Consider the following 25,000-nt stretch of genomic DNA (forward strand, 5'->3'; position numbering starts at 1 on the left):
AGAACAAGATAAAAGAACGAAGATTAAAGTATCCAGTAATTCAACTTTTGAAACTTTAAACTTTAAACCTTGAACTAAAAATGAGTACAGAAAAACAATTATTTACAATATCTGTTTATACAGAAAATAATGTTGGATTGTTGAATAGAATATCAGCAATTTTTCAAAGAAGACACATCAATATAGAAAGTTTAAATATTTCTCCATCAGAAATAGAAGGAGTTGCTAAATTTACGATTGTTGTAAATATGATCGAAGTAAATGTAAAGAAAATCATAGGTCAAATAGAAAAACAAGTAGAGGTTATTAAGGCTTATTATCACGACTTAGACGAAATTATTTATCAAATTTCAGGATTATTTAAAATTAAATCTGAATTACTATTTGAAGAACGTCAAATTCAAAATATCATTAAAGAAAGTAATGCAAGAATTGTTACTGTTAATAAAGATTTCTTTGTTCTTGAAAAATCTGGAAGAAAGGAAGAAATAGTAGAATTATACAATGAACTAAGTGTTTTTGGAATTATGCAATACACACGTTCAGGATTAATAGCAGTATCTAAAGACGAAATGAAAATTTCAACATTATTAGAAACATACAACAACTAAAAATAGATTAAAGAGTAAAGATATTTCTTTATGCTTATCAAAAATTAAAACAAAAAAAATGTCAAATTATTTCAACACATTAACATTAAGAGAAAAATTAGAACAATTAGGAAAATGTCGTTTTATGGACGCTTCAGAATTTGAAGACGGAGTAAACGCATTAAAAGGGAAGAAAATTGTTATTGTGGGCTGTGGAGCACAAGGTTTAAACCAAGGTTTAAACATGAGAGATTCTGGTTTAGATATTTCATACACGTTAAGACAAGCAGCAATCGACCAAAAAAGAGATTCTTATAAAAACGCAACATCTAATAACTTTAACGTAGGTAGTTATGAAGAATTATTGCCAACTGCAGATTTGGTTATCAATTTAACACCAGACAAACAACACACAAACGTGGTAGAAACTGTAATGCCTTTAATGAAAAAAGGAGCAACGTTATCGTATTCTCATGGATTTAATATTGTGGAGGAAGGAATGAAAATTCGTAAGGACTTAACTGTAATTATGGTAGCTCCAAAATGTCCTGGAACTGAAGTTCGTGAAGAATATAAAAGAGGTTTTGGTGTGCCAACATTAATTGCTGTACACCCAGAAAACGACCCAGAAAACAAAGGTTGGGATCAAGCAAAAGCTTATGCAGCAGGTACAGGAGGTCATAGAGCAGGTGTTTTAGCATCTTCTTTTGTTGCAGAAGTAAAATCTGATTTAATGGGAGAACAAACTATTTTATGTGGTTTGTTACAAACAGGAGCTATTTTGTCTTTCGATAAAATGGTAGAAAAAGGAATTGAACCAGGTTATGCTGCAAAATTAATTCAATATGGTTGGGAAACTGTAACAGAAGCGTTAAAGCATGGTGGAATTACGAATATGATGGACAGATTGTCTAATCCTGCAAAAGTAGAAGCATTTAGAATTTCTGAAGAATTAAAAGATATTATGCGTCCGTTATTCCAAAAACATATGGACGATATTATGACAGGTCATTTTTCTAAAACCATGATGGAAGATTGGGCAAATGACGATGTTAACTTATTAAAATGGAGAGCTGCAACAGGAGAAACTGCTTTCGAAAAACAAGAAATTACAGACCAAGAAATTTCTGAACAAGAATATTTCGACCACGGAACGTTATTAGTTGCTTTTGTAAGAGCTGGTGTAGAGTTAGCTTTTGAGGCAATGACAGAGTCTGGAATTATAGATGCATCTGCATACTACGAATCTTTACATGAAACGCCATTAATTGCGAACACGATTGCAAGAATGAAATTGGCGGAAATGAACCGTGTAATTTCTGATACTGCAGAATATGGTTGTTATTTATTCGATCATGCTTGTAAGCCATTATTAACTGATTTTATGAAAACAGTAGATACCAATATTATTGGAAAGAAATTCTCAGATTCTAACGAGGTAGATAACCAAGAATTAATTCGAATTAATAGCATTATTAGAAACCACCCAGTAGAAAAAGTTGGGGCAAAATTAAGAGCTTCAATGACAGCTATGAAAGTTATAAAATCTGCTTAATTAATAAAGATTTTAACATTTATAAAAACCTGTCAGAGTTTAAGTCTGACAGGTTTTCTTTTTACATTTGAATATGCAAACGAAACAAATATATTTCCCGAGTTTAGAAAACATAAAAGCCGCTGCCAAAAACTTAGAAGGTGTCGCTTACAAAACTCCACTAAACACGAATATTAATCTTTCAAAAGAATTTAATGCCAATATTCTGTTTAAAAGAGAAGATTTGCAAGTAGTTCGTTCTTATAAAATTAGGGGAGCATACAATAAAATGGCTGCTTTAAATGCTGATGAAAAACAAAGAGGAATTGTTTGTGCAAGCGCAGGAAATCACGCACAAGGAGTTGCTTTGTCTTGTAAATTATTGCAAATAAAAGGAACTATTTTTATGCCTTCGCCCACACCAAATCAAAAAATAAACCAAGTAAAAATGTTTGGCGAAGATTTTATTGATGTGGTTATTGAAGGCGATACTTTCGACGATGCTTTTAACGCAGCAACTTTAGAATGTGATTTTAAAAAGAAAGTGTTTATTCATCCTTTTAACGATGAAAAAGTAATAGAAGGACAAGCAACAGTGGGTTTAGAAATATTAAATCAATCTAATAAAAAAATAGACTATGTTTTTGTTCCAGTTGGTGGTGGAGGTTTGTCAGCAGGTTTATCATCTGTGTTTAAAAATTTGTCTCCAAACACAAAAATAATTGGTGTAGAACCAGAAGGAGCACCTTCCATGTTAACATCCATCAGAAATAAAGAAAACACCTTTTTAGAAAAAATTGATGCTTTTGTAGATGGAGCTGCAGTAAAAAAAGTGGGCGATTTAAATTTTGCGATTTGTCAGCAAAACTTACACGATGTCATTACAGTTCCAGAAGGTAAAATTTGTCAGACTATTTTAGATTTATACAACAAAGACGCTATTGTTGTAGAACCTGCAGGTGCTTTAAGTATTGCAGCTTTAGATTTTTTCAAAGAGCATATAAAAGGTAAAAATGTAGTTTGTGTTGTTAGTGGAAGTAATAACGATATTACAAGAACTGCAGAAATTAAAGAACGCGCATTATTATATGCGAATTTAAAACATTATTTTATTGTAAAATTTCCACAAAGAGCAGGAGCTTTAAAAGAATTCGTGGCAGAAATTTTAGGTCCAAATGACGATATTACTCATTTTGAATATACCAAAAAAACAAATAGAGAAAATGGGGCAGCAGTAGTTGGTTTAGAATTAAAAACATCTGCAGATTTGGCGCCACTAATCGAAAGAATGAAAAATCGCAATTTTTTTGGCGAATATTTAAATGACAAGCCAGATTTGTTTCAGTTTTTGGTGTAATAATGCATTTTTTAACATAAATAAAAGAAAAACGCGAAATCCTTTTCGTCTTTTAAGATAGAAACAGACAGTTTTACGATTATTTTTAATTAATTTTGATACGTAAATAGGTCTAAATATTTACAGTAAATCAATCAAAATCTTAGACAAATTTTTAAAATTCAACTTATGAAGAATACTTTCAAAGAAATTCCAAACGAATATAAAATCACATCACTTGTAAGCCAAAATACATACTTGGTAGGAGGTGAATTAAAAGAATGGAAAGGTGCAAATGCGGAAGTTTATTCTACGATTTCATCAACAAAAGAATACAAACCAACTTTATTAGGAACGGTTCCAGATTTAACAGCAAATGAAGCAACAGAAGCTTTAAATGCTGCTTTAAAAGCCTACGATCAAGGTCAAGGTTTATGGCCAACTATGAAAGTAGAAAGTAGAATTGCAGCCATGGAAAAGTTTGTGGTGCAAATGAAAACCAAAAGAGAAGAAGTTGTAAAATTGTTAATGTGGGAAATTGGTAAATCTTTACCAGACTCTGAAAAAGAATTCGATAGAACTGTAGAATATATTTACGACACAATTGAAGACTACAAACAAATGGACAGAGACTCTGCAAAGTTTGAAAAAAACAGCGGAGTTCACGCACATATTAGAAGAGGGCCTTTAGGAGTTGTTTTATGTTTAGGGCCTTATAATTATCCTTTAAATGAAACTTTTGCATTGTTAATTCCTGCTTTAATTATGGGAAATACAGCCATTTTTAAGCCAGCAAAACACGGAGTTTTATTATTATCGCCTTTATTAGAAGCTTTTCAAAATAGTTTTCCTGCAGGAGTTGTAAATATTATTTATGGTAGAGGTAGAGTTTTAGCAACACCAATCATGAAAACTGGTAAAGTTGATGTGTTAGCTTTAATTGGAAACAGTAAATCTGCCAATGCGATTCAGGCAAATCATCCACAGAAAAACAGATTACGTTTGGTACTTGGTTTAGAAGCAAAAAACCCTGGAATTGTTTTACCAGATGCCGATTTAGATTTAGCAATTAACGAATGTATTTCTGGAACAACTTCATTTAACGGACAACGTTGTACAGCTTTAAAAATACTATATGTGCATGAACATATTGTAGATAAATTTAACAAGCGTTTTGCAAAAGCAGTAGATGCCTTAAAATTTGGAAATCCTTGGGAAGAAAACGTAAAACTTACGCCATTACCAGAACCAGGAAAACCAGCATATATTCAAGAATTAATTGACGATGCTACAGAAAAAGGAGCAAAAATTATCAATAAAAAAGGAGGAGAAACTTCTGAAAATTATATTTTTCCAGCAGTTTTATATCCAGTTTCTAAAGATTCTAGAGTCTTTGAAGAAGAACAATTTGGACCTGTAATTCCAGTGGTTTCATTTAAAAATATTCAGGAGCCTTTAGATGATATGGCAGCATCTAACTATGGACAACAAGTAAGTGTTTTTGGTAGCGAAGTAAAAACCTTGGCACCATTAATAGATACTTTAGTAAACTTAGTTTGTAGAGTAAACTTAAACAGTGCAGCACAAAGAGGTCCAGATGTATATCCTTTTACAGGAAGAAAAGATTCTGCAGTGGCAACTTTAAGTGTACATGATGCATTGCGTTCTTTTTCGATTAGAACTTTTGTAGCTTCTAAAGACACACCTTACAACAACGCTATTTTACAAGAATTGTTAGATAAAAAAGCATCTAATTTTATTAGTACAGATTATATTTTGTAGAAATAGTAGCGTTTTAAACTAAAAAAATCTTCATTTATGCTGAATTTATTTCAGCAAAAGTGGAGGTTTTTTGTTTCGTGATAATATTTTCTGTAATACTAATTGATGGTAGTTTACTTTTTATTCTTTTTCATAATCATGCACAAATTTTATGTGAGAACTACTTGCCATTAAGTTAGGGTTTGTTCCTTCAACTCCTTCAGGAATTGGCTGATTACGTACTTTATAATAAGTTTTCCAAGCAGGCATAGGGTTTCCTGAACTATCGTTAAACGTCATTGGATGAGTAACAAAAGGAATAGAATCTGTTGGTATATTTTGAGTAGAAAACATTTTGTAGATTAATTCGGAGCAATAATAAGAATCGTCATCCCATAAAAAAATATCATCATAAGGTGTATTTACTCTTTCTACTCCATATACTATCGCTTCAGAAATATAAGGTTGGTAGTATTTATTTAATCTTGCAACTGTAGTTTGAGATTTGTTAAATTTATTTTTATTTCTGTTTAGAAACTTATTTAAAGGTGTTTGGCAAACTCCTTCTTTAGGTATAGCTTCCAATACAAACCATTTTTCATCTTTTTGCATTGCCATTCCAACATGCGAATAGTTCTTAGAAAAAGAAGTTGCTGTTACATTTTTAATTGCATTATCTATTTCATCTGTGCCAGTATTTTGAAATAGCAAATCTCCTTGTTTTAGCTCAAAATTGTTACTGTGTTGTTTCTTATTGCAGCTGGATAAAACAGAAAAGGATAAAAGGAGAATACAAGTTTGTTTTAAAAATTTATTTACCATTATTTTTTTTTTGAGAAAATCAAAATTACTAGAAAGCTTTTATAAAAATCATCAACGAAATTATAAGAAAAGAAGTTTAGAAACAAATCAAAATAAGACTCTCAGTAAATATTTGAGCAATACCAATTTCTAAACTTTCACAGTAAACATTGGTTTCAAGGCTTTTTTAGATAGATTTTTGGTAACACTTCCCGTAAATAAATGCGAAATACCACTTCTGCCATGTGTACTCAAAGCAATTAAATCAGCATTTTTTTCTCTAGTAAAATTTAAGATACCTTTTTCTACAGAAGTATCGTTGTAAATATTTATAGAATATTTTGGCAATTCATATTCGTTTATAAAATCTTTTATTTTTTGTTTTACATTAAAAGTACTTTCAAAATTAGATGGTGTATTTACTTTTAATAAATGAATTTTACTATCAAACGCATTTGCAAAATTTAAAAATTTACGAAAAACTTCTTTGTTTTCAAGCTTAAAATTAGAAGCAAATACCAAATTTTTAAGTTTATATTTTTTTGAATCTCTTTTTACAACAATTACAGGTATTTTAGAGGTTCTCACTACTTTTTCGGTATTAGAGCCAATAATAATTTCCTCAAATTCAGAGTGTCCTTTGGAACCCATAATTATCAAATCAACATTAATTTTATCTGCATATTTTTTAATACCTTCAAACGGGTTATTTAATTTAATATAATATTCAACTACAATATTTTCATCAAAAAACTTTTCTTTAAATTTTAAAATTTTTTCTTTTGTTTTTCGAAGATATAGCATGCTTTCAGGAATGCTAAATTTATTGCCAATTCCCATATCTACAATTCCAGAAGGTAGTTCAATCATATGAATTAAATATACAGTAGCTTTTGTTTTTAAAGCAATTTTATTTGCCATTTTTGCAGCATACTCAGAAGGTTTCGAAAAATCAATTGGAAGTAAAATTTTTTTCATAATACAAGTATTTTAAGTTAAGAGCGCAATACCTAAAGTTACAAAAAAAAATGCAAAATTTCTTAAATACTTTAAAATGAAGAGATTTATAAAAAACACAAACATTGTTTTTCTTAAAATAAAGTTCACTCATAAATAATTGATTTAAAGTTAATTTGGTAAATCGCAAACAATTCGTATATTTGCACCGAAATTTATAGTAAATGAAGAAAGAAGGGGACTTAAAAGTCCCCTCTTTTTATACTTTATTTTAAAGTTTAAAATGGATCAGAAAAAGATAAAAGATTTAGTAGACGAAGCGTTAGAGTTGAATAAATCGTTGTTTTTAATAAATTTAGTTATTTCAGAAAACAACAAAATTCAAGTAACCGTAGATGGAGATAATGGAGTTCCTTTAAGCGAATGCATTCGAATTAGTAGAAATGTAGAGCATAATTTGGACAGGGAAGAAGAAGATTTTTCTCTAGAAGTGACTACACCAGATATAGCACATCCATTAACAGAAAAAAGACAATACATTAAGAATATCAATAGAATTCTTAAAGTAAAAACTGCAGAAGAATCTTTTGAAGGTACTTTAACAAATGCAGACGAAGATAAAATTGTTTTACAATGGAAAGCAAGAGAACCAAAACTAATAGGTAAAGGAAAAGTTACTGTAGAAAAAACAGCAACTATAGAGTATAAAGATATTAAAGAAGCAAAAGTGAAGATTGTATTTTAAGCAAAAATGTAATGGAAAATATAGCGTTAATTGATTCGTTTTCAGAATTTAAAGATAATAAAAGTATAGACAGAGTAACACTAATGTCTATCTTAGAAGAAGTGTTTAGAGCAGCCTTAAAACGTAAGTTTGGTTCAGATGATAATTTTGATATTATTATCAACCCAGATAAAGGAGATTTAGAAATTTGGAGAAACAGAGTAGTTGTAGCAGATGGTTTTTCTGAAGATGACAATGAAGAAATAGAACTTAGTGAAGCAAGAAAAATTGAACCAGATTTTGAAATTGGTGAAGATGTTTCAGAAGAAGTAAAATTAATTGATTTAGGAAGAAGAGCAATTTTGGCATTACGTCAAAACTTAATTTCTAAAATTTACGAACACGATAGCACAAACATCTTTAAACATTTTAAAGATTTAGAAGGCGAATTATACAGTGCAGAAGTACACCATATTCGTCACAATGCAATTATCTTATTAGATGATGATGGAAACGAAATTGTATTACCAAAAAGTGAGCAAATTCGTTCAGACTTTTTTAGAAAAGGAGACTCTGTAAGAGGTGTTATCAAAACAGTAGAATTGAGAGGTAACAAACCTGCAATTATATTATCTAGAACATCACCAATGTTCTTAAACAAGTTATTTGAACAAGAAATACCAGAAGTTTTCGACGGTTTAATTACAGTTGAAGGAGTTGCAAGAATACCTGGTGAAAAAGCAAAAGTAGCTGTAGATTCTTATGATGATAGAATAGATCCTGTTGGAGCTTGTGTAGGTGTAAAAGGTTCTAGAATTCACGGTATTGTGCGTGAATTAGGAAACGAAAATATAGATGTTATCAACTATACCAAAAACGAGCAATTGTTTATTTCAAGAGCATTAAGTCCTGCAAAAGTGACTTCAATGGAAATTGAAATGTATGAAGAAGAAAAAAATGGTAAAAAAGGACGTGTAAACGTACTATTAAAACCAGAAGAAGTTTCTAAAGCAATTGGTAGAGGTGGTGTAAATATTCGTTTAGCAAGTGAATTAACAGGCTACGAAATAGACGTTCAAAGAGAAGGTTTAGAAGAAGAAGACGTAGAGTTAACAGAATTTGGAGATGAAATTGAAGATTGGATTATCAAAGAATTCAAAAATATTGGTTTAGACACTGCAAGAAGCGTATTAGAAACAAGCGTAGCAGAATTAGTGAAAAGAACCGATTTAGAAGAAGAAACTATTTTAGATGTGCAGAGAATTTTAAAAGAAGAATTCGAAGAATAGTTCAAAAGTAAAAAGTAACGTAAAAAAGCATATTTTTACAAAATTAAAGGCTAAAAAATAATATATGTCTGAAGGCAAAACAATGAGGCTTAATAAAGTTTTAAGAGAATTAAATATCTCTTTAGATAGAGCAGTAGAATATTTAGCAGATAAAGGTCATGAAATAGAATCAAGACCTACTACTAAAATTTCTGGTGATGTCTATCAAGTCCTGCTAGATGGTTTCCAAACAGATGCCAGTAAAAAAGCTGCGTCTAAAGAAGTTGGCGAAGAAAAACGAAAAGAAAAAGAAGCTATTCGTGCAGAACTAGAAGCTAAGCAAGAGAAAAAAAGAGCAGAAGACGCTAAAAAAGAAGAAGTTCTTAAAGCAAAAGCCGAAAAACTTGAATTTAAAACTGTAGGTAAAATAGATATCGATAATATCGGTAAAAAGCCAGCAGAAAATAAAGAAGAAGTTAAAAAAGAGGCTCCAAAAACTACTGAACCTAAAAAAGAGGTTGTAGCAGAAAAGCAAAATGTAGACGAGGTAAAAGAAGAAGTCAAAAAAGAGGTGTCAAAACCTATTGCTCCAAAAGCAACTAAATCTGTATCTCAAATTGATAAAGAATCTGCAAAAAAAGAAATACCTAAAAAATCTGAAACTCCTAAAAAAGTAGAAGAAAAATCAGAAGAGGTTACCGCAGAAAATGCAGAGTCTATAAAAACACAATATAAAAAGTTAGATGGTCCAAATTTTACAGGTAAAAAAATTGATCTAAAACAATTTGAAAAACCTAAAAAGAAAAAGCCAGAAGCTAAAAAAGATAGTGGTTCAGATCCTAGAAAAAAACGTAAGCGTATTGTAAATAAGGCTGGTGCTGCAAACAACAGAGGTCCTGGAAACAGAACAGGTAGCAAGCCAGGAAACAATAAAGGTCCTTATAATAAAGGAAGAGGACAAAGATCTTCTAACGTTAAAAAAGAAGAACCAACAGAAGCAGAAATCCAAAAACAAGTAAGAGAAACTTTGGAGAAACTTCAAGGAAAATCTTCAAAAGGAAAAGGAGCAAAATACCGTAGAAATAAAAGAGATGCTCACAGAGAGCAATCAGAAGCAGAACAAGAAGCACAAGCATTAGATAACAAAATCTTAAAAGTAACAGAATTTGTTACAGTAAGTGAAGTTGCTACAATGATGGATGTTCCTGTAACAAACATTATATCTGCTTGTATGTCATTAGGTATGATGGTAACCATGAATCAGCGTTTAGATGCAGAAACATTGGTTATAGTTGCAGAAGAATTCAACCACAAAGTAGAATTTGTTGGAGCAGAAGTAGAAGAATCTATCGAAGAAGTAGAAGATAAACCAGAAGATTTAGAAACAAGAGCACCAATTATTACGGTAATGGGTCACGTAGATCATGGTAAAACTTCATTGTTAGATTATATTAGAAAAGCAAACGTAATTGAAGGTGAAAGTGGAGGAATTACGCAACATATTGGAGCATACTCTGTAAATGTTGGCGATCAAAAAATAGCATTTTTAGATACACCTGGTCACGAAGCCTTTACAGCAATGCGTGCACGTGGAGCTCAAGTTACAGATTTAGTAATTATTGTAGTTGCAGCAGATGACGATGTAATGCCACAAACAAAAGAGGCAATTTCACACGCACAAGCAGCAGGAGTTCCTATCATATTTGCAATCAATAAAATTGATAAGCCAAACGCAAATCCAGACAATGTAAAAACACAACTTTCTTCAATGAATTTATTAATTGAAGAATGGGGTGGAAACATACAATCACAAGATATTTCAGCAAAAACAGGAGAAGGTATTCCTGAGTTGTTAGAAAAAGTTTTATTAGAAGCAGAAGTTTTAGAATTAAAAGCAAACCCTAATAAAAATGCAGTTGGTGCAGTTGTAGAAGCATTGTTAGATAAAGGTAGAGGTTATGTAACCACAATTTTAGTACAAGCAGGAACCTTAAAAATTGGCGATTACTTATTAGCTGGTAAACACAGTGGAAAAGTAAAAGCAATGTTTAATGATAAAGGAAACAATTTAGAAGTTGCAGGTCCATCAACTCCAATATCAATTTTAGGATTAGATGGAGCGCCACAAGCAGGTGACAAATTTGTTGTTTTTGATGATGAAAGAGAAGCAAAACAAATTGCATCAAAACGTTCTCAATTACAACGTGAACAATCTGTAAGAACTCAAAAAACATTAACGTTAGATGAAATCGGACGAAGAATAGCGTTAGGAGACTTTAAGGAACTAAACATTATCTTAAAAGGAGATGTAGATGGTTCTGTGGAAGCATTAACAGATTCTTTCCAGAAATTATCTACGGAAGAAATTCAAGTAAATATTTTACATAAAGGAGTTGGAGCCATTACAGAAAGTGATGTGTTATTAGCAACAGCATCAGATGCAATTATTGTTGGATTTAATGTACGTCCGCAAGGAAATGCAAGAGCAGTAGCTGATAGAGAAGAAGTAGATATTAGAACTTATTCAATTATTTATGCAGCAATCAACGACCTGAAAGATGCAATGGAAGGAATGCTGTCACCAGAAATGAAAGAAGAAGTAACTGGTAATGTTGAAATTAGAGAGGTTTATAAAATTTCTAAAGTAGGTAACATTGCAGGTTGTATGGTAATATCTGGTAAAATATTTAGAGATTCTCAAATAAGAATTATTAGAGACGGAATCGTAGTTCATGACGGAGTTTTATCATCATTAAAGCGATTTAAAGACGATGTAAAAGAAGTTGCGAAAGGGTATGATTGTGGACTTCAAATTAAAAATTATAACGACATCCAAGAAGGTGATGTGATAGAAGCTTACAAAGAAGTAGCTGTTAAAAAGAAGTTGAAATAATTGATAATTTTATACAATTTAAAAGCCGAAATTTTTTAAAATTTCGGCTTTTTTTTATGGTAAATATGAGGTAATATTTAATTATTTTCCCATTGGAACAGCAATAATGCCAGAAAATTCTTTTTGAAAAATTAGTAAAGCTCTGTCTGCATCCAATTTGGTTTTGTAATTACCAACTTGTACTTTCCATTCTGGGGCATTATACACTAGTCTAGAAACAACCCTAGGATATAAAATTTTAAATTTTGCCTGTTTCCTTTTTGCAGTAGTTTCAGTACCATTATATATTTGAATTTTATATCCAAATCCAACAGTTTTGTTATAACTTCTCTTTTTTTCAATTAAACTTTTTACTTCCTCACTACTATTCGTATTATTTTGTGCTTTTAAAGTAGCAGTTCCTAATAACAAACCTGTAAAAAATAGTTTTAAAAACAATCTGTTTTTCATAGTTTTAAATGTTTCTACAAAAATAACGACTTCATTAAGAATAAATTGAATAAAACGGTTATTTAGAATTATTATAAATTAATATTTAACGTTCCTTTAGCTTTTCAAAATTTAGCAATATGTAGTACTTTTGTACAACTGTTCAAATATCAATTTTTTTGAACGAAATTATACACATTACTAAAATTATAGTTTGTAAATATGAAAAGTGTAGCATTGCACAGTAGACTAACCTCATTGTTCCTTAAAGGTTTTACATTACTTTTATTTTTTTCATTTACCTTGTCTTCTTATTCACAAGAAGTTGATGAAGTAAAACAAAAAGAAGGTAGAAAATTATTTAGAAGCTTATGTGCGTCTTGTCATAAATTAGATAAGAAGTTAATTGGTCCAGCTTTAGGAGGCGTTGAAGAACGTAGAGAAAATGAATGGTTAAAATCTTGGATAAAAAATAACGCAGAGTTTCAAAAAGTAAATGCAGAAGCTGCAAAAGCGGCTGAGTTTCACCCATCTGCTATGACAGCTTTTCCACAGCTTTCAGATTTACAAATTGATGCTATCTTGTATTATACTACAGTTGGTGAAATTAAAAAAGATCCAATAGTTGCAGAAGGTGGTGTAGTAACTACTCAAACAGGAAGCGCTCCAGAATGGTTAATTTATTTATTAGCAGCAGCAATTGTTGTGGCTTTTTTAATGATTGCAAGCTTGTTGAAGCAAGTAAGCGAATTAAAAGGAAATAAAAAACCGGAAGTTCAATCAAATCTAAAAAGAGATTTACAAGAACTTTGGATTGGTGTTAAAAACAATACGTTTTTAAAAGTATTAGGTACTATATTTTTATTATTAGTAGGTGCTTACGTTGTTTTTGGAACATTGTTTTCAGTTGGTGTAGATCAAGGTTATCAACCAATTCAGCCAATTGTTTTTTCACATAAAATTCATGCAGGAGATAATAAAATCGACTGTCAATATTGTCACTCATCTGCAAAACATAGTAAGCATTCAGGTATTCCTTCTGTAAATGTTTGTATGAATTGTCATAAGAATATTGCAGAAGTAGCAGAAAATACGGTTGTTGAATTAGAAGACGGTGTTGTTTTAGGGAAAGCAGAGTTAGATATGGAAATTGCTAAAGTTTATAAAGCTGCAGGTTGGGATCCAGAAGTCTTAGAGTATACAGGTGAAGAAAAGCCAATTAAATGGGTTAGAATACATAATTTACCAGACTTTGTTTATTACAATCACGCTCAGCACGTAACTGTTGCAGGTATCGCATGTCAAACATGTCACGGTCCAGTTCAAGAAATGGAAGAAATGTATCAATACTCACCATTAACAATGGGTTGGTGTATTGATTGTCATAGAGAAACAAATGTAGATTTAAAAAATAATGACTATTACGAAAAAATTCATAAACAACTAGCAGACAAGTATGGTGTTGAGAAAGTTACAATATCTCAATTAGGTGGTTTAGAATGTGGTAAGTGTCACTATTAATTTAAAAATATAGTTTTTTAGTGAAAGTGAAAACTAAGAACTAAGAACTAAAACTAATAACTAAAAGTAAATGGCTTCAAACAAAAAATACTGGAAAAGTGTTGAAGAACTAAAAGATAGTTCTGTTGTTGAAACGCTGAGTAAAAATGAATTTGTAGAAAACATCCCTACAGATAATTTTTTAGGTGATAAAGAAACACTTGAGACTTCTTCTACATCTCGTAGAGACTTCTTGAAATATGTTGGCTTTACTACAGCAGCAGCTTCTTTGGCTGCCTGTGAAGGACCAGTAATAAAATCTATTCCTTACGTAGTAAAACCAAATGATGTTATTGCAGGTGTTGCAGATTGGTATGCTACTTCTATGGCAGATGGGTATGATTTTGCAAATGTTTTAGTAAAAACGCGCGAAGGTCGTCCTATTCAAATAATGCCAAACAAAGAAGCGAATGGAACAACAAGCGCAAGAGTGCAAGCAGCAGTTCTTTCTTTATATGATGAAAAACTTCGCTTGAAAGAACCATCAAAAAAAGGTGAAACTATTTCTTGGGCAGATGCAGATAAAGAAATTGGTATAGAATTGTTAAAGTTAAAAGAAGCAGGTAAACCTGTAGTTTTATTAACTGGAACAATGGCAAGCCCGTCAACATCTAAAATAGTTGATGAATTTACAACTGCGCATCCAAATATTTCTCATGTAGTTTATGATGCTGTTTCTGAAGCAGCAGCTGCAGATGCTTTTCAAGCAATGTATGGAAGAAGAGCTCTACCAAATTATAAGCTAGAAAATGCAAAAACAATCGTTTCTTTTGGAGCAGATTTTTTAGGAGATTTTCACGGAGGTTTTGAAAAAGCATATGTACAAGGTAGAAAACCTGAAACAGGTAAAATGTCTCGTCACATTCAAGTGGAGAGCAACATGTCATTAACAGGTGCCAATGCAGACAAGCGTATTGTTGCAAAACCATCTGATGTTGTTTTTAGTTTAATAAATTTATATAACGCAATCACTAAAGAAGGAGTTGCATCTAAAGCAACACCAATTGATAGCGAAATTCAAAAAATAGCACAAGAATTAAAAAAGGCAGGTTCAAAAGCAGTTGTAATGACTGGTGTGAACGATATCAATGCTCAATTAATTTCTTTAGCAATAAACAGAGCTTTAAATAGCGAGATTTTAGATATTAATAATTCTTTAAATATCCGTCAAGGTAACTACGAACAAGTTCAAAAATTAGTTTCAGATGCAAAGTCTGGAAAAATAGGAGGAATTATTACTTACAATGTAGACCCAGTTTATAGTTTAGAAAACGGAGCTGATTTTGCTGAGGCGTTAAAAAATGTATCTTTAAAAGTTGCAATCGCTGTTGAAAATAGTGCAACTGTAAATGCAATGGATTATGCTTTACCAGCACCACATTTCTTAGAGTCTTGGGGCGATACTCATTTCTCTGAAGGAAACTACGGATTGATACAACCTACAATTCAACCATTATTTAAAACTCGTCAATTTCAAGATACGTTATTAAAATGGTCTGGAAGTTCAACTTCTTATTATGACTATTTAAAATCTTTTTGGTCAACAGAAGTTTTAGGAGGTAGTTCTTGGAATAAAGCTTTACACAATGGTTTCTTTCAAAAAGAAGTAGCTCTTACAGAAGATGGTGTGGAAACTCCAAGAGATATTTCAATTGCTGAAGTAGCTAGAATTTTAAAAATGAATACGACTCCTTCAGGAATGGAGTTAAATTTATATACCAAAACTGGTTTAGGAGATGGTAAACAAGCAAACAATCCTTGGTTACAAGAATTTCCAGACCCAATTACAAGAGCTTCTTGGGATAATTACTTAACAGTTTCTATGGCAGATGCTAAAGAAATTGGTTTTTCTAATCCTGTGAAAGATAATGGATCAATTAACGGAGACTTTGCAAAAGTAACCGTGAATGGTGTTGAAGTTGTAGTTCCTGTTATGGTACAGCCAGGTCAAGCAAAAGGATCTGTTGGTTTAGCATTAGGTTACGGAAAAACATTTGGTTTAAAAGAAGAAATGCATGTTGGTGTTAATGCATATCCTTTGTATAAAGGAGGAAATAACATTCAATATAATGTAAAAGTTGAAAAAGCTAGTGGTGTTCACGAATTTGCTTGTACACAAGTACAAAAAACAATTGCTGGTCGTCACGATATTTTAAAAGTAACTTCTTTAAAAGATTACAAGACTGTAGATCCTAAAGATCATCATCATGGTTGGAACAAACCTGCGTATGTTTCTTATGATCATAAAGAGGTTGAAGCCAATACCATTGATTTATGGGATGAACATAATAGAGAAATTGGACATCACTTCAATTTATCTATCGATTTAACATCTTGTACAGGTTGCGGTGCTTGTGTGGTAGCATGTCACGCAGAAAACAACGTACCAGTTGTAGGTAAAAAAGAAGTAAGAGTAGGTAGAGATATGCACTGGTTGCGTATAGATAGATACTATTCTTCAGAAGTAGAAACAAGAGAAGAAGCAAAAGAATTAGGATTAAGCAGAGGTGAAATGTATGAAGCATTAGAAACTGAAGCAGAAAATCCTGAAGTTACTTTTCAACCTATGATGTGTCAGCACTGTAATCACGCTCCTTGTGAAACGGTTTGTCCAGTTGCTGCAACTTCACATGGTCGTCAAGGTCAAAACCAAATGGCATACAACAGATGTGTTGGTACAAGATATTGTGCAAATAACTGTCCATATAGAGTTCGTCGTTTTAACTGGTTTAATTATGCAAATAATAACGAGTTTGACTTCAATATGAATAACGAATATGGTAAAATGGTATTAAATCCAGATGTTGTAGTTCGTTCAAGAGGAGTTATGGAAAAATGTTCTATGTGTATTCAAATGACACAAGCAACAATTTTAAAAGCGAAAAAAGAAGGAAGAAAAGTTAATACAGATGAGTTTGAAACAGCTTGTTCTTCCGCTTGTACAACAGGAGCTATGGTCTTTGGAGATGTAAATAACAAAGAAGATAAAGTAGCTGCATTAGCAGAAGATAAAAGAGCTTACAATGTATTAGATTACCTTCAAACGAAGCCTAATGTAATATATCAAGTGAAAGTTAGAAATACAAACGAAGCGTAATTAAATTTTAAGATATAAAAATATGTCTCATTACGAAGCACCCATAAGGGAACCTTTAGTATTAGGTGATAAAAGTTACCATGATATTACCGAAGACATTGCAAAACCTATAGAAGGTAAAGCAAACAAGAACTGGTATATAGCATTTTATATTTCTTTAGCAGCAATGCTTTGGGGATTTGGATGTATTTTCTATACAGTTGGAACAGGTATTGGAGTTTGGGGATTGAACAAGAACATTGGTTGGGCTTGGGATATTACCAATTTTGTATGGTGGGTAGGTATTGGTCACGCAGGAACATTAATTTCTGCAGTACTTTTATTATTCCGTCAAAAATGGAGAATGGCTATAAACCGTTCTGCAGAAGCAATGACAATATTTGCCGTTTTTCAGGCAGGATTGTTTCCAATTATTCACATGGGACGTCCATGGAATGGCTATTGGGTAATGCCAATTCCAAACCAATTTGGATCTCTTTGGGTAAACTTTAACTCGCCACTATTATGGGATGTATTTGCAATCTCAACCTATTTATCTGTATCATTAGTTTTCTGGTGGACAGGTTTATTGCCAGATTTTGCTATGATTCGTGATAGAGCCGTAAAACCTTTCCAAAAGAAAATTTATGCATTATTAAGTTTTGGTTGGTCTGGTAGAGCAAAAGATTGGCAGCGTTTTGAAGAAGTTTCATTAGTTCTTGCAGGTTTAGCAACACCATTAGTACTTTCTGTACACACAATTGTATCTATGGACTTTGCTACATCTATTAACCCAGGATGGCACTCAACAATTTTCCCACCTTATTTCGTAGCTGGAGCAATATTTTCAGGATTTGCAATGGTACAGACTTTATTAGGTATTATGAGAAAGGTTACGAATATGGAAGACTATATTACACGTTTACACGTAGAATATATGAATATTGTAATCATTTTAACTGGTGGAATTGTAGCAGTAGCTTACGCAACAGAATTTTTTATAGCCTGGTATACAGGATCTCCTTACGAAAACTACACATACCTATCAGTAGGTGCAGCAACAGGACCTTATGCATGGGCATTTTACTCACTTTTATTCTTTAACATATTAACACCACAATTGTTATGGTTTAAGAAAATTAGAAGAAGTTTTATATGGTCATTCATTATTTCAATATTTATTAATATTGGTATGTGGTTTGAGCGTTTTGATATTATTGCAATCGTACTAAGTAAAGGTCACTTACCGTCAACTTGGTGGCGTTTTGAACCAACATTTGTAGATGTAGGTATTTTTATTGGAACAATTGGGTTCTTCTTTGTATTATTCTTATTATATGCAAGAACATTCCCAGTAATTGCACAAGCTGAGGTAAAAACAATCTTAAAATCTTCTGGTGAATTTTACAAGAAGAGATTAGCACAAGGTATTCCAACGAAACCAACTGTTGTTATTGCAAAAAAGAAAATAACTGAAGTTGATTCTTCAGATAAAAATACAAAAGAATAATTATGGAAGCATCAAAAGTTATTCACGCATTTTATACAGATGATGAAGTATTGCTAGACGCAGTGAAAGCTGTAAAAGCAAAACACCATCATATAGAAGAAGTTTTTTGTCCATTTCCTGTTCACGGTTTAGACAAAGCAATGGGGTTAGCACCAACAAGATTGGCAATTACTTCATTCATGTACGGTATTACAGGTTTGTCTATCGCTATTTGGATGACAAATTATATTATGATTCAAGATTGGCCACAAGATATTGGTGGTAAACCAAGTTTTTCTTGGTTTGAAAACATGCCAGCATTTGTGCCAATTATGTTTGAATTAACAGTCTTTTTTGCAGCCCATTTAATGGTAATCACCTTTTATATGAGAAGTAGAATTTGGCCTTTTAAAGAAGCTGAAAATCCAGACCCAAGAACTACAGATGATCATTTTTTAATGGAAATTCCAGTTCATAATAATGAAGAAGAATTAACTGAATTATTAACAAATACAGGAGCTGTAGAAATAAATATAGTAGACAAGCATTAATATATAGATAATGAAGAATTTTAAATTAATTATTGCTTTAGTAGTTGTTGCAAGTTTTATGTCTTGCAATAATAAAAGAACACGACAATTACAGTATATGCCAGATATGTATACATCTGTGCCTTACGATGCAGATGCAGAAAATGGTTTAAACGGTAATCCTGTAAATTTAAAACCAGTAGCAGGTACTATTCCAATTGGAGGCACACCAGCTTACGATATTCCAGATACTGTTGAAGGCTATGAATTGGCAAAACAAACGCTTAAAAATCCATTAGAAATTACCGAAGAAAATTTAGATAATGGAAAAGCAATGTATACTATTTACTGTACATCATGTCATGGTAGCAAAGGAGATGGAAATGGTTACTTAGTAGAAGCAGAAAAATTTGCTGGAATACCAAATTATAAAGATAGAGATATTACAGAAGGTAGCATTTATCATGTTTTAATGTATGGTAAAGGTTTAATGGGTTCACACTCATCTCAATTAACTTATAAAGAACGTTGGCAAGTTGTACAATATGTAGAAGTATTACGTGCAGATTTGTTAAAATAGATTACAAAAAGATAGAATACGAAAAGATATGTATCAATTCTCAGGTAAATTAAAAATTTTCTCTTTAGCACTAATTTTAGTAGGCGCTTTAGGTATCGCATTTAGTTTTTTTACAGCTCCAAAAACTGTAGAAGATGCTAAAGAAATTATAGCAAATCAATCTCATGGAGATGCACATGGCACTTCTCATGATAAAGTTGTAGAAGGAACACATTCAAACGAGGGCCATTCAACAACTCAAAAGCATGATACAAGTGGTTCACATGTTGGTGAAGGAAATATTGATAAAGAAATGAGTGCTCATGGAGCTCATGGAGATGATTCTCATGCAGAACACGTTTTACATCAATTACAAAACAGACCTTGGTCTGCTTTTTATGTAGCTCTATTCTTTTTCTTAGGAATTTCATTACTAGTATTGGCTTTTTATGCAGCTCAAAGAGTTGCACAATCTGGTTGGTCTATCGTTCTATTTAGAGTAATGGAAGCAATCACAGCGAATATTGTTCCTGTATCTATTTTAATGTTAGTTTTTATTGGACTAACTGTTGGACATTTCAATCATATGTTTTCTTGGATGACTCCTGGTACTTTTGATCCATCTAGTGACAACTATGATGCAATTGTAGACGGTAAATCTTGGTGGATGAACGTTCCAGGTTGGGCAATAAGAAGTGTTGTTTATTTATTACTTTGGAATGCATATAGATGGTTTATTAGAAAAAATTCTATAGCAGAAGATACAGCAAATGACGGTTTTAAAACCTACAAGAAAAACTACAATGCATCAGTTATATTCTTATTCGTTTTTATGATTACAGAATCTATGATGTCTTGGGATTGGATAATGGGGTTAGATCCACACTGGTTCTCAACATTATTTGGTTGGTATGTTTTAGCAACCCTTTTAGTAAGTGCATTAACAGTAATTGCTTTTGTGACTATTTATTTAAGATCAAAAGGAGCTTTACCATCAGTTAACGATAGTCATATTCATGATTTGGCTAAGTTTATGTTTGGTTTTTCAGTATTTTGGACGTATTTATGGTTTGCACAATTTATGCTAATCTGGTATGCAGATATCCCAGAAGAAACAACTTACTTTGTAGCAAGATTTTCAGAATATAAATTACCGTTTTTAGCAATGGTAGTTATGAATTTTGCTTTTCCAGTACTACTATTATTAAATAGCGATTTTAAGAGTATACCTTGGTTTGTTGTTATTGGAGGGGTTGTAATATTAGCAGGTCATTATGTAGATGTTTTTATTATGATAATGCCAGCAACAGTTGGCTCTCAATGGTATTTCGGAATTGCAGAAATTAGTGCATTATTATTTTTCTTAGGAATTTTCATATATACAACATTTAGTGCTTTTGCAAAAGCAAATGCAGTTCCAAAAGGAAACCCGTTCTTAGATGAAAGTGAACATTTTCACTATTATAATATTGAACACAGAGGAGAAGGATCAGCAGATCATCATTAATAAATAATTGAATTAAAAATTAAGACAAGATAAATATGCTAGCTCTATTTTATATTTTTATAGGTGTTGCAATCGGTGTAAGTTTTTGGCAAATCACTAGAATTATGAACTTTAGAAGTTCAATAGCCGACGATAAAGATAATGCTGCTCAAGGTAAATACGCAATCGGTTTTATGGCCTTTTTCTATGCAATGATGATTTATTGTTTAATCTTCATGAATGTGATAATGCTGCCAGAATCTGCTTCATTCGAAGGCGAACATGATGATAATTTATTCAACATTACATTTTGGTTAATAGGTATTGTACAATTCATAATGCAATTTCTTATTTTCTACTTCACTTTTAAATATAGAGGAAGTAAGGATAGAAAAGCTAAATTTTATGCAGATAGTCATAAATTAGAGTTTATTTGGACAATTACTCCAGCAATTGTTTTGGTAGGTTTAATTGGTTACGGTTTATGGCAATGGAATAATGTAATGGATTTATCTGATGAAGAAAATGCTGTAGTTATTGAGGTGTATGCAAGACAGTTTGATTGGCAAGCACGTTATGCAGGAGAAGACAATACATTAGGTTTAGGAAATGTAAATTTCATAAAAGGACTTAATTCTATTGGTGTAGATATGAATGATAAAAATTCTCAAGACGACAAACAAGTTAGAGAATTATATTTACCAAAAGGAAGAAAAATTCATTTTAAATTCCGTTCACAAGACGTTTTACACTCTGCGTATATGCCACACTTTAGAGCACAAATGAACTGTGTTCCTGGTATGGTTACAGAATTTGGTTTTACTCCAAAATATACTACAGAAGAAATGAGACAGCAACCAGAGGTTATTGAAAAAACAAATGGAATTAATAAAGTAAGAAGAGAAAAAGGTGAAGATCCTTATGTTTTCGATTACTTATTATTGTGTAATAAAATTTGTGGAGCTTCTCATTACAACATGCAAATGAAAATTACAGTAGTAGAAGAAGATGAATACCAAAAATGGCTTGCAGAACAACCAACTTTAGCAGAATACATCACAACAAAATAAAAAATATACAAATACAAGAGGATTATGTCAGATCATCATCATAAAGAAACGTTTGTAACAAAATATATATTTAGTCAAGATCATAAAATGATCTCTAAACAGTTTTTGGTAACTGGTATGTTTATGGGAATTATAGGTGTATTAATGTCTATGTTATTTCGTATACAACTTGCGTGGCCAGAAAAATCTTTTACAATAATTGAAGCTTTTCTTGGACCACACCAAACAGATGGAATTATGAATCCAGATATGTACTTGGCTTTGGTAACAATCCATGGTACAATAATGGTTTTCTTTGTACTTACTGCAGGTTTAAGTGGTACATTTTCAAATTTATTAATTCCATTACAAATTGGAGCTAGAGATATGGCTTCTGGCTTTTTAAATATGATTTCTTACTGGTTATTTTTTATATCTAGTATTGTAATGGTTATTTCTTTATTTGTAGAAGCTGGACCAGCATCTGCAGGTTGGACAATTTATCCTCCTTTAAGTGCATTGCCTCAAGCAATTCCAGGTTCTGGAGCAGGTATGACTTTATGGTTGGTATCTATGGCTATATTTATTGCATCTTCATTAATAGGATCTTTAAATTACATTGTAACGGTATTTAATTTACGTACAAAAGGAATGAAAATGACAAGATTGCCTTTAACAATTTGGGCATTCTTTATTACTGCAATTATTGGTGTAGTTTCTTTCCCAGTATTACTATCAGCAGCATTATTATTAATTTTCGATAGAAGTTTTGGAACCTCGTTCTATTTATCAGACATTTTTATTTCTGGTGAAGTTTTACATTATCAAGGTGGTTCACCTGTATTATTTGAACATTTATTTTGGTTCTTAGGTCACCCAGAAGTATATATTGTATTATTACCAGCATTAGGTATAACATCAGAAATAATTTCAACAAACTCTAGAAAACCAATTTTTGGATATAGAGCAATGATTGGTTCTATCATGGCAATTGCATTTTTATCTACAATTGTTTGGGGTCACCACATGTTTATTTCTGGTATGAATCCATTTTTAGGATCTGTATTTACTTTTACAACATTATTAATTGCAATTCCATCAGCTGTAAAAGCATTTAACTATGTTACTACTCTTTGGAAAGGTAATTTGCAACTAAATCCTGCAATGTTATTTTCAATTGGTTTAGTATCAACTTTCGTAACAGGAGGTTTAACAGGATTAGTTTTAGGAGATTCTGCATTAGATATAAATATTCACGATACATACTTTGTGGTCGCTCACTTCCACTTAGTAATGGGTGTTTCTGCAATTTTTGGAATGTATGCTGGTATTTACCACTGGTTTCCAAAAATGTATGGTAGAATGATGAATAAAACACTTGGTTATTGGCACTTTTGGATAACTATTATTTGTGCTTATGGTGTATTTTGGCCAATGCATTTTATCGGTTTAGCTGGTTTACCAAGAAGATATTATTCAAATACAAATTTCCCAATGTTTGATGACTTAGCAGATATAAATGTAGTAATTACTATTTTTGCTTTAGTTGGAGGTATTGCACAAATAATTTTTATTGCAAACTTCTTCATATCAATGTATAGAGGAGAAAAAGCAACACAAAATCCTTGGAGATCTAACACGCTAGAATGGACAACTCCAGTAGAACATATTCATGGGAACTGGCCTGGTAAATTACCAGAAGTTCATAGATGGGCTTACGACTACAGTAAACGTGTAGATCCAAATGATGATGACAGTGACTATTTACATGGTAAAGATTTTGTATTACAAACAACGCCTTTACTAGAAGGAGAAGAACCTTCATAACAAAATATTATAAATTATAAAAACCTTTCCAATTTGGAGAGGTTTTTTGCTTTATAGAACATTATTTTATCATCTTAAATTCTATTATCTTTGTTTTTATGAACGAAAACTTAAATCCGGAAAACGATAATTATACAAATGAAGAGTTAGATGTAGAAAAAAAATTACGTCCACTTTCATTTCAAGATTTTTCGGGCCAAGACCAAGCAATAGACAACTTAAAAATTTTCGTTGAAGCTGCTAATCAAAGAGGTGAAGCATTAGATCACACATTGTTTCATGGTCCTCCAGGATTAGGAAAAACTACATTAGCACATATTCTTGCAAATGAGTTGGAAGTAGGTATTAAGGTAACATCAGGTCCAGTTTTAGACAAACCTGGAGATTTAGCTGGCCTACTAACAAACTTAGATGAACGAGATGTTCTTTTTATCGATGAAATACATCGTTTAAGTCCTATTGTAGAAGAATATTTATATTCTGCAATGGAAGACTATAAGATTGATATTATGATAGAATCTGGCCCTAATGCCAGAACAGTACAAATAAATCTTGAGCCATTCACATTAATTGGAGCGACTACAAGATCCGGACTTTTAACAGCTCCAATGAGAGCTCGTTTTGGTATTAACAGTAGATTGCATTATTATTCAACAGAACTTTTAACTACTATTATCCAACGAAGTGCAAATATTTTAGGAGTTCCTATTTCTATGGAAGGTGCAATTGAAATAGCAGGAAGAAGTAGAGGAACCCCAAGAATTGCAAATGCTTTGTTAAGAAGAGTACGTGACTTTGCACAAATAAAAGGAAATGGAAGCATTACTATTGAAATCGCAAAATTTGCTTTAAAAGCACTAAATGTAGATGCTCACGGTTTAGACGAAATGGATAATAAAATACTAATTACTATTATTGATAAGTTTAAAGGAGGGCCTGTTGGAATCAGCACAATCGCAACAGCAGTAAGTGAAAATACAGAAACAATAGAAGAAGTTTATGAACCTTTTTTGATTCAGCAAGGTTTTATCATGAGAACTCCAAGAGGAAGAGAGGTAACAGAATTAGCTTATAAACATTTAGGTAGAACAAAAGGAAGAATTCAAGGAGAATTGTTTTAAAAATAACCTG

At 31.8% G+C, this 25,000-nt stretch carries 19 protein-coding genes; 16 read left to right on the forward strand and 3 right to left on the reverse strand.

Annotated features, from left to right (window positions below):
* Window positions 1-80: 80 nt before the first annotated feature.
* The 4 genes from ilvN to FDT66_RS09025 all read left to right on the forward strand — a co-directional run bounded on the left by ilvN (window position 81) and on the right by FDT66_RS09025 (window position 5,242).
* Window positions 81-611: an acetolactate synthase small subunit gene (gene ilvN, locus FDT66_RS09010; protein ID WP_138535844.1), complete on the forward strand. Its 531-nt coding sequence runs from the start codon at window positions 81-83 to the stop codon at window positions 609-611.
* A 58-nt stretch (window positions 612-669) separates the two neighbouring features.
* Complete coding sequence (gene ilvC / locus FDT66_RS09015) at window positions 670-2,145, forward strand: ketol-acid reductoisomerase (RefSeq protein WP_138535845.1); 1,476 nt, start codon at window positions 670-672, stop codon at window positions 2,143-2,145.
* 73 nt (window positions 2,146-2,218) lie between these two features.
* Window positions 2,219-3,481, forward strand: coding sequence for a threonine ammonia-lyase IlvA (gene ilvA, locus FDT66_RS09020; protein ID WP_138535846.1), 1,263 nt, complete (start codon window positions 2,219-2,221; stop codon window positions 3,479-3,481).
* A gap of 168 nt (window positions 3,482-3,649) precedes the next feature.
* Window positions 3,650-5,242, forward strand: coding sequence for an NADP-dependent glyceraldehyde-3-phosphate dehydrogenase (locus FDT66_RS09025; protein WP_138535847.1), 1,593 nt, complete (start codon window positions 3,650-3,652; stop codon window positions 5,240-5,242).
* A gap of 120 nt (window positions 5,243-5,362) precedes the next feature.
* Here FDT66_RS09025 and FDT66_RS09030 read toward each other — a convergent pair whose 3' ends face one another.
* Entirely contained in the window at window positions 5,363-6,043 is a 681-nt protein-coding gene (locus tag FDT66_RS09030; RefSeq protein ID WP_138535848.1) for a YiiX/YebB-like N1pC/P60 family cysteine hydrolase, read from the reverse strand.
* 129 nt (window positions 6,044-6,172) lie between these two features.
* A complete protein-coding gene (locus tag FDT66_RS09035) occupies window positions 6,173-7,000 on the reverse strand; it encodes a universal stress protein (protein WP_138535849.1) in 828 nt (275 codons plus the stop codon).
* A 262-nt stretch (window positions 7,001-7,262) separates the two neighbouring features.
* Between FDT66_RS09035 and rimP the strand changes: the two genes are divergently transcribed.
* From rimP to infB, 3 genes are all read left to right on the forward strand, one after another.
* Window positions 7,263-7,724 carry a ribosome assembly cofactor RimP gene (gene rimP, locus FDT66_RS09040; RefSeq protein ID WP_138535850.1) on the forward strand — a complete coding sequence of 154 codons (462 nt, stop codon included), beginning with the start codon at window positions 7,263-7,265 and terminating at the stop codon, window positions 7,722-7,724.
* Between the two features lie 11 nt (window positions 7,725-7,735).
* A complete protein-coding gene (gene nusA, locus FDT66_RS09045) occupies window positions 7,736-8,992 on the forward strand; it encodes a transcription termination factor NusA (RefSeq protein WP_138535851.1) in 1,257 nt (418 codons plus the stop codon).
* A 64-nt stretch (window positions 8,993-9,056) separates the two neighbouring features.
* Entirely contained in the window at window positions 9,057-11,864 is a 2,808-nt protein-coding gene (infB, locus tag FDT66_RS09050) for a translation initiation factor IF-2 (RefSeq protein ID WP_138535852.1), read from the forward strand.
* 81 nt (window positions 11,865-11,945) lie between these two features.
* Here the strand turns inward: infB and FDT66_RS09055 are convergent, their stop codons facing one another.
* Complete coding sequence (locus FDT66_RS09055; protein ID WP_138535853.1) at window positions 11,946-12,314, reverse strand: SPOR domain-containing protein; 369 nt, start codon at window positions 12,312-12,314, stop codon at window positions 11,946-11,948.
* 201 nt (window positions 12,315-12,515) lie between these two features.
* On the opposite strand from FDT66_RS09055, the gene FDT66_RS09060 reads away from it, so the two are divergent.
* The 9 genes from FDT66_RS09060 (at window position 12,516) to ruvB (ending at window position 24,990) form a co-directional block, all read left to right on the forward strand.
* On the forward strand, window positions 12,516-13,814 hold the full coding sequence (locus tag FDT66_RS09060) for a c-type cytochrome (protein WP_138535854.1): 1,299 nt from the start codon (window positions 12,516-12,518) through the stop codon (window positions 13,812-13,814).
* Between the two features lie 70 nt (window positions 13,815-13,884).
* The gene (locus FDT66_RS09065) at window positions 13,885-16,950 is read left to right on the forward strand and encodes a TAT-variant-translocated molybdopterin oxidoreductase (protein ID WP_138535855.1); all 3,066 of its coding nucleotides are present in this window, start codon (window positions 13,885-13,887) and stop codon (window positions 16,948-16,950) included.
* 22 nt (window positions 16,951-16,972) lie between these two features.
* Window positions 16,973-18,439 (forward strand): NrfD/PsrC family molybdoenzyme membrane anchor subunit, encoded by a 1,467-nt coding sequence (gene nrfD, locus FDT66_RS09070; protein ID WP_138535856.1) that lies wholly within the window; start codon window positions 16,973-16,975, stop codon window positions 18,437-18,439.
* Between the two features lie 2 nt (window positions 18,440-18,441).
* Window positions 18,442-18,969 carry a DUF3341 domain-containing protein gene (locus tag FDT66_RS09075; protein WP_138535857.1) on the forward strand — a complete coding sequence of 176 codons (528 nt, stop codon included), beginning with the start codon at window positions 18,442-18,444 and terminating at the stop codon, window positions 18,967-18,969.
* Window positions 18,970-18,979: 10 nt separating this feature from the next.
* Window positions 18,980-19,528 (forward strand): c-type cytochrome, encoded by a 549-nt coding sequence (locus FDT66_RS09080; RefSeq protein WP_171032360.1) that lies wholly within the window; start codon window positions 18,980-18,982, stop codon window positions 19,526-19,528.
* Between the two features lie 28 nt (window positions 19,529-19,556).
* Window positions 19,557-21,014 carry a quinol:cytochrome C oxidoreductase gene (locus FDT66_RS09085; RefSeq protein WP_138535858.1) on the forward strand — a complete coding sequence of 486 codons (1,458 nt, stop codon included), beginning with the start codon at window positions 19,557-19,559 and terminating at the stop codon, window positions 21,012-21,014.
* Window positions 21,015-21,049: 35 nt separating this feature from the next.
* The gene (locus FDT66_RS09090) at window positions 21,050-22,063 is read left to right on the forward strand and encodes a cytochrome c oxidase subunit II (protein ID WP_138535859.1); all 1,014 of its coding nucleotides are present in this window, start codon (window positions 21,050-21,052) and stop codon (window positions 22,061-22,063) included.
* Window positions 22,064-22,087: 24 nt separating this feature from the next.
* On the forward strand, window positions 22,088-23,869 hold the full coding sequence (locus tag FDT66_RS09095) for a cytochrome c oxidase subunit I (RefSeq protein WP_138535860.1): 1,782 nt from the start codon (window positions 22,088-22,090) through the stop codon (window positions 23,867-23,869).
* Window positions 23,870-23,967: 98 nt separating this feature from the next.
* Window positions 23,968-24,990: a Holliday junction branch migration DNA helicase RuvB gene (gene ruvB / locus FDT66_RS09100; protein ID WP_138535861.1), complete on the forward strand. Its 1,023-nt coding sequence runs from the start codon at window positions 23,968-23,970 to the stop codon at window positions 24,988-24,990.
* Window positions 24,991-25,000: the final 10 nt, after the last annotated feature.

This window comes from Polaribacter aestuariivivens (assembly GCF_005885675.1).
Lineage (GTDB): Bacteria > Bacteroidota > Bacteroidia > Flavobacteriales > Flavobacteriaceae > Polaribacter > Polaribacter aestuariivivens.

Excerpts from the sequence above, each read along its gene's own strand:
- ilvN (WP_138535844.1), top strand. The coding sequence starts at position 81 with ATGAGTACAGAAAAACAATTATTTACAATATCTGTTTATACAGAAAAT.
- ilvC (WP_138535845.1), top strand. The coding sequence starts at position 670 with ATGTCAAATTATTTCAACACATTAACATTAAGAGAAAAATTAGAACAA.
- ilvA (WP_138535846.1), top strand. The coding sequence starts at position 2,219 with ATGCAAACGAAACAAATATATTTCCCGAGTTTAGAAAACATAAAAGCC.
- FDT66_RS09025 (WP_138535847.1), top strand. The coding sequence starts at position 3,650 with ATGAAGAATACTTTCAAAGAAATTCCAAACGAATATAAAATCACATCA.
- FDT66_RS09030 (WP_138535848.1), bottom strand. The coding sequence starts at position 6,043 with ATGGTAAATAAATTTTTAAAACAAACTTGTATTCTCCTTTTATCCTTT.
- FDT66_RS09035 (WP_138535849.1), bottom strand. The coding sequence starts at position 7,000 with ATGAAAAAAATTTTACTTCCAATTGATTTTTCGAAACCTTCTGAGTAT.
- rimP (WP_138535850.1), top strand. The coding sequence starts at position 7,263 with ATGGATCAGAAAAAGATAAAAGATTTAGTAGACGAAGCGTTAGAGTTG.
- nusA (WP_138535851.1), top strand. The coding sequence starts at position 7,736 with ATGGAAAATATAGCGTTAATTGATTCGTTTTCAGAATTTAAAGATAAT.
- infB (WP_138535852.1), top strand. The coding sequence starts at position 9,057 with ATGTCTGAAGGCAAAACAATGAGGCTTAATAAAGTTTTAAGAGAATTA.
- FDT66_RS09055 (WP_138535853.1), bottom strand. The coding sequence starts at position 12,314 with ATGAAAAACAGATTGTTTTTAAAACTATTTTTTACAGGTTTGTTATTA.
- FDT66_RS09060 (WP_138535854.1), top strand. The coding sequence starts at position 12,516 with ATGAAAAGTGTAGCATTGCACAGTAGACTAACCTCATTGTTCCTTAAA.
- FDT66_RS09065 (WP_138535855.1), top strand. The coding sequence starts at position 13,885 with ATGGCTTCAAACAAAAAATACTGGAAAAGTGTTGAAGAACTAAAAGAT.
- nrfD (WP_138535856.1), top strand. The coding sequence starts at position 16,973 with ATGTCTCATTACGAAGCACCCATAAGGGAACCTTTAGTATTAGGTGAT.
- FDT66_RS09075 (WP_138535857.1), top strand. The coding sequence starts at position 18,442 with ATGGAAGCATCAAAAGTTATTCACGCATTTTATACAGATGATGAAGTA.
- FDT66_RS09080 (WP_171032360.1), top strand. The coding sequence starts at position 18,980 with ATGAAGAATTTTAAATTAATTATTGCTTTAGTAGTTGTTGCAAGTTTT.
- FDT66_RS09085 (WP_138535858.1), top strand. The coding sequence starts at position 19,557 with ATGTATCAATTCTCAGGTAAATTAAAAATTTTCTCTTTAGCACTAATT.
- FDT66_RS09090 (WP_138535859.1), top strand. The coding sequence starts at position 21,050 with ATGCTAGCTCTATTTTATATTTTTATAGGTGTTGCAATCGGTGTAAGT.
- FDT66_RS09095 (WP_138535860.1), top strand. The coding sequence starts at position 22,088 with ATGTCAGATCATCATCATAAAGAAACGTTTGTAACAAAATATATATTT.
- ruvB (WP_138535861.1), top strand. The coding sequence starts at position 23,968 with ATGAACGAAAACTTAAATCCGGAAAACGATAATTATACAAATGAAGAG.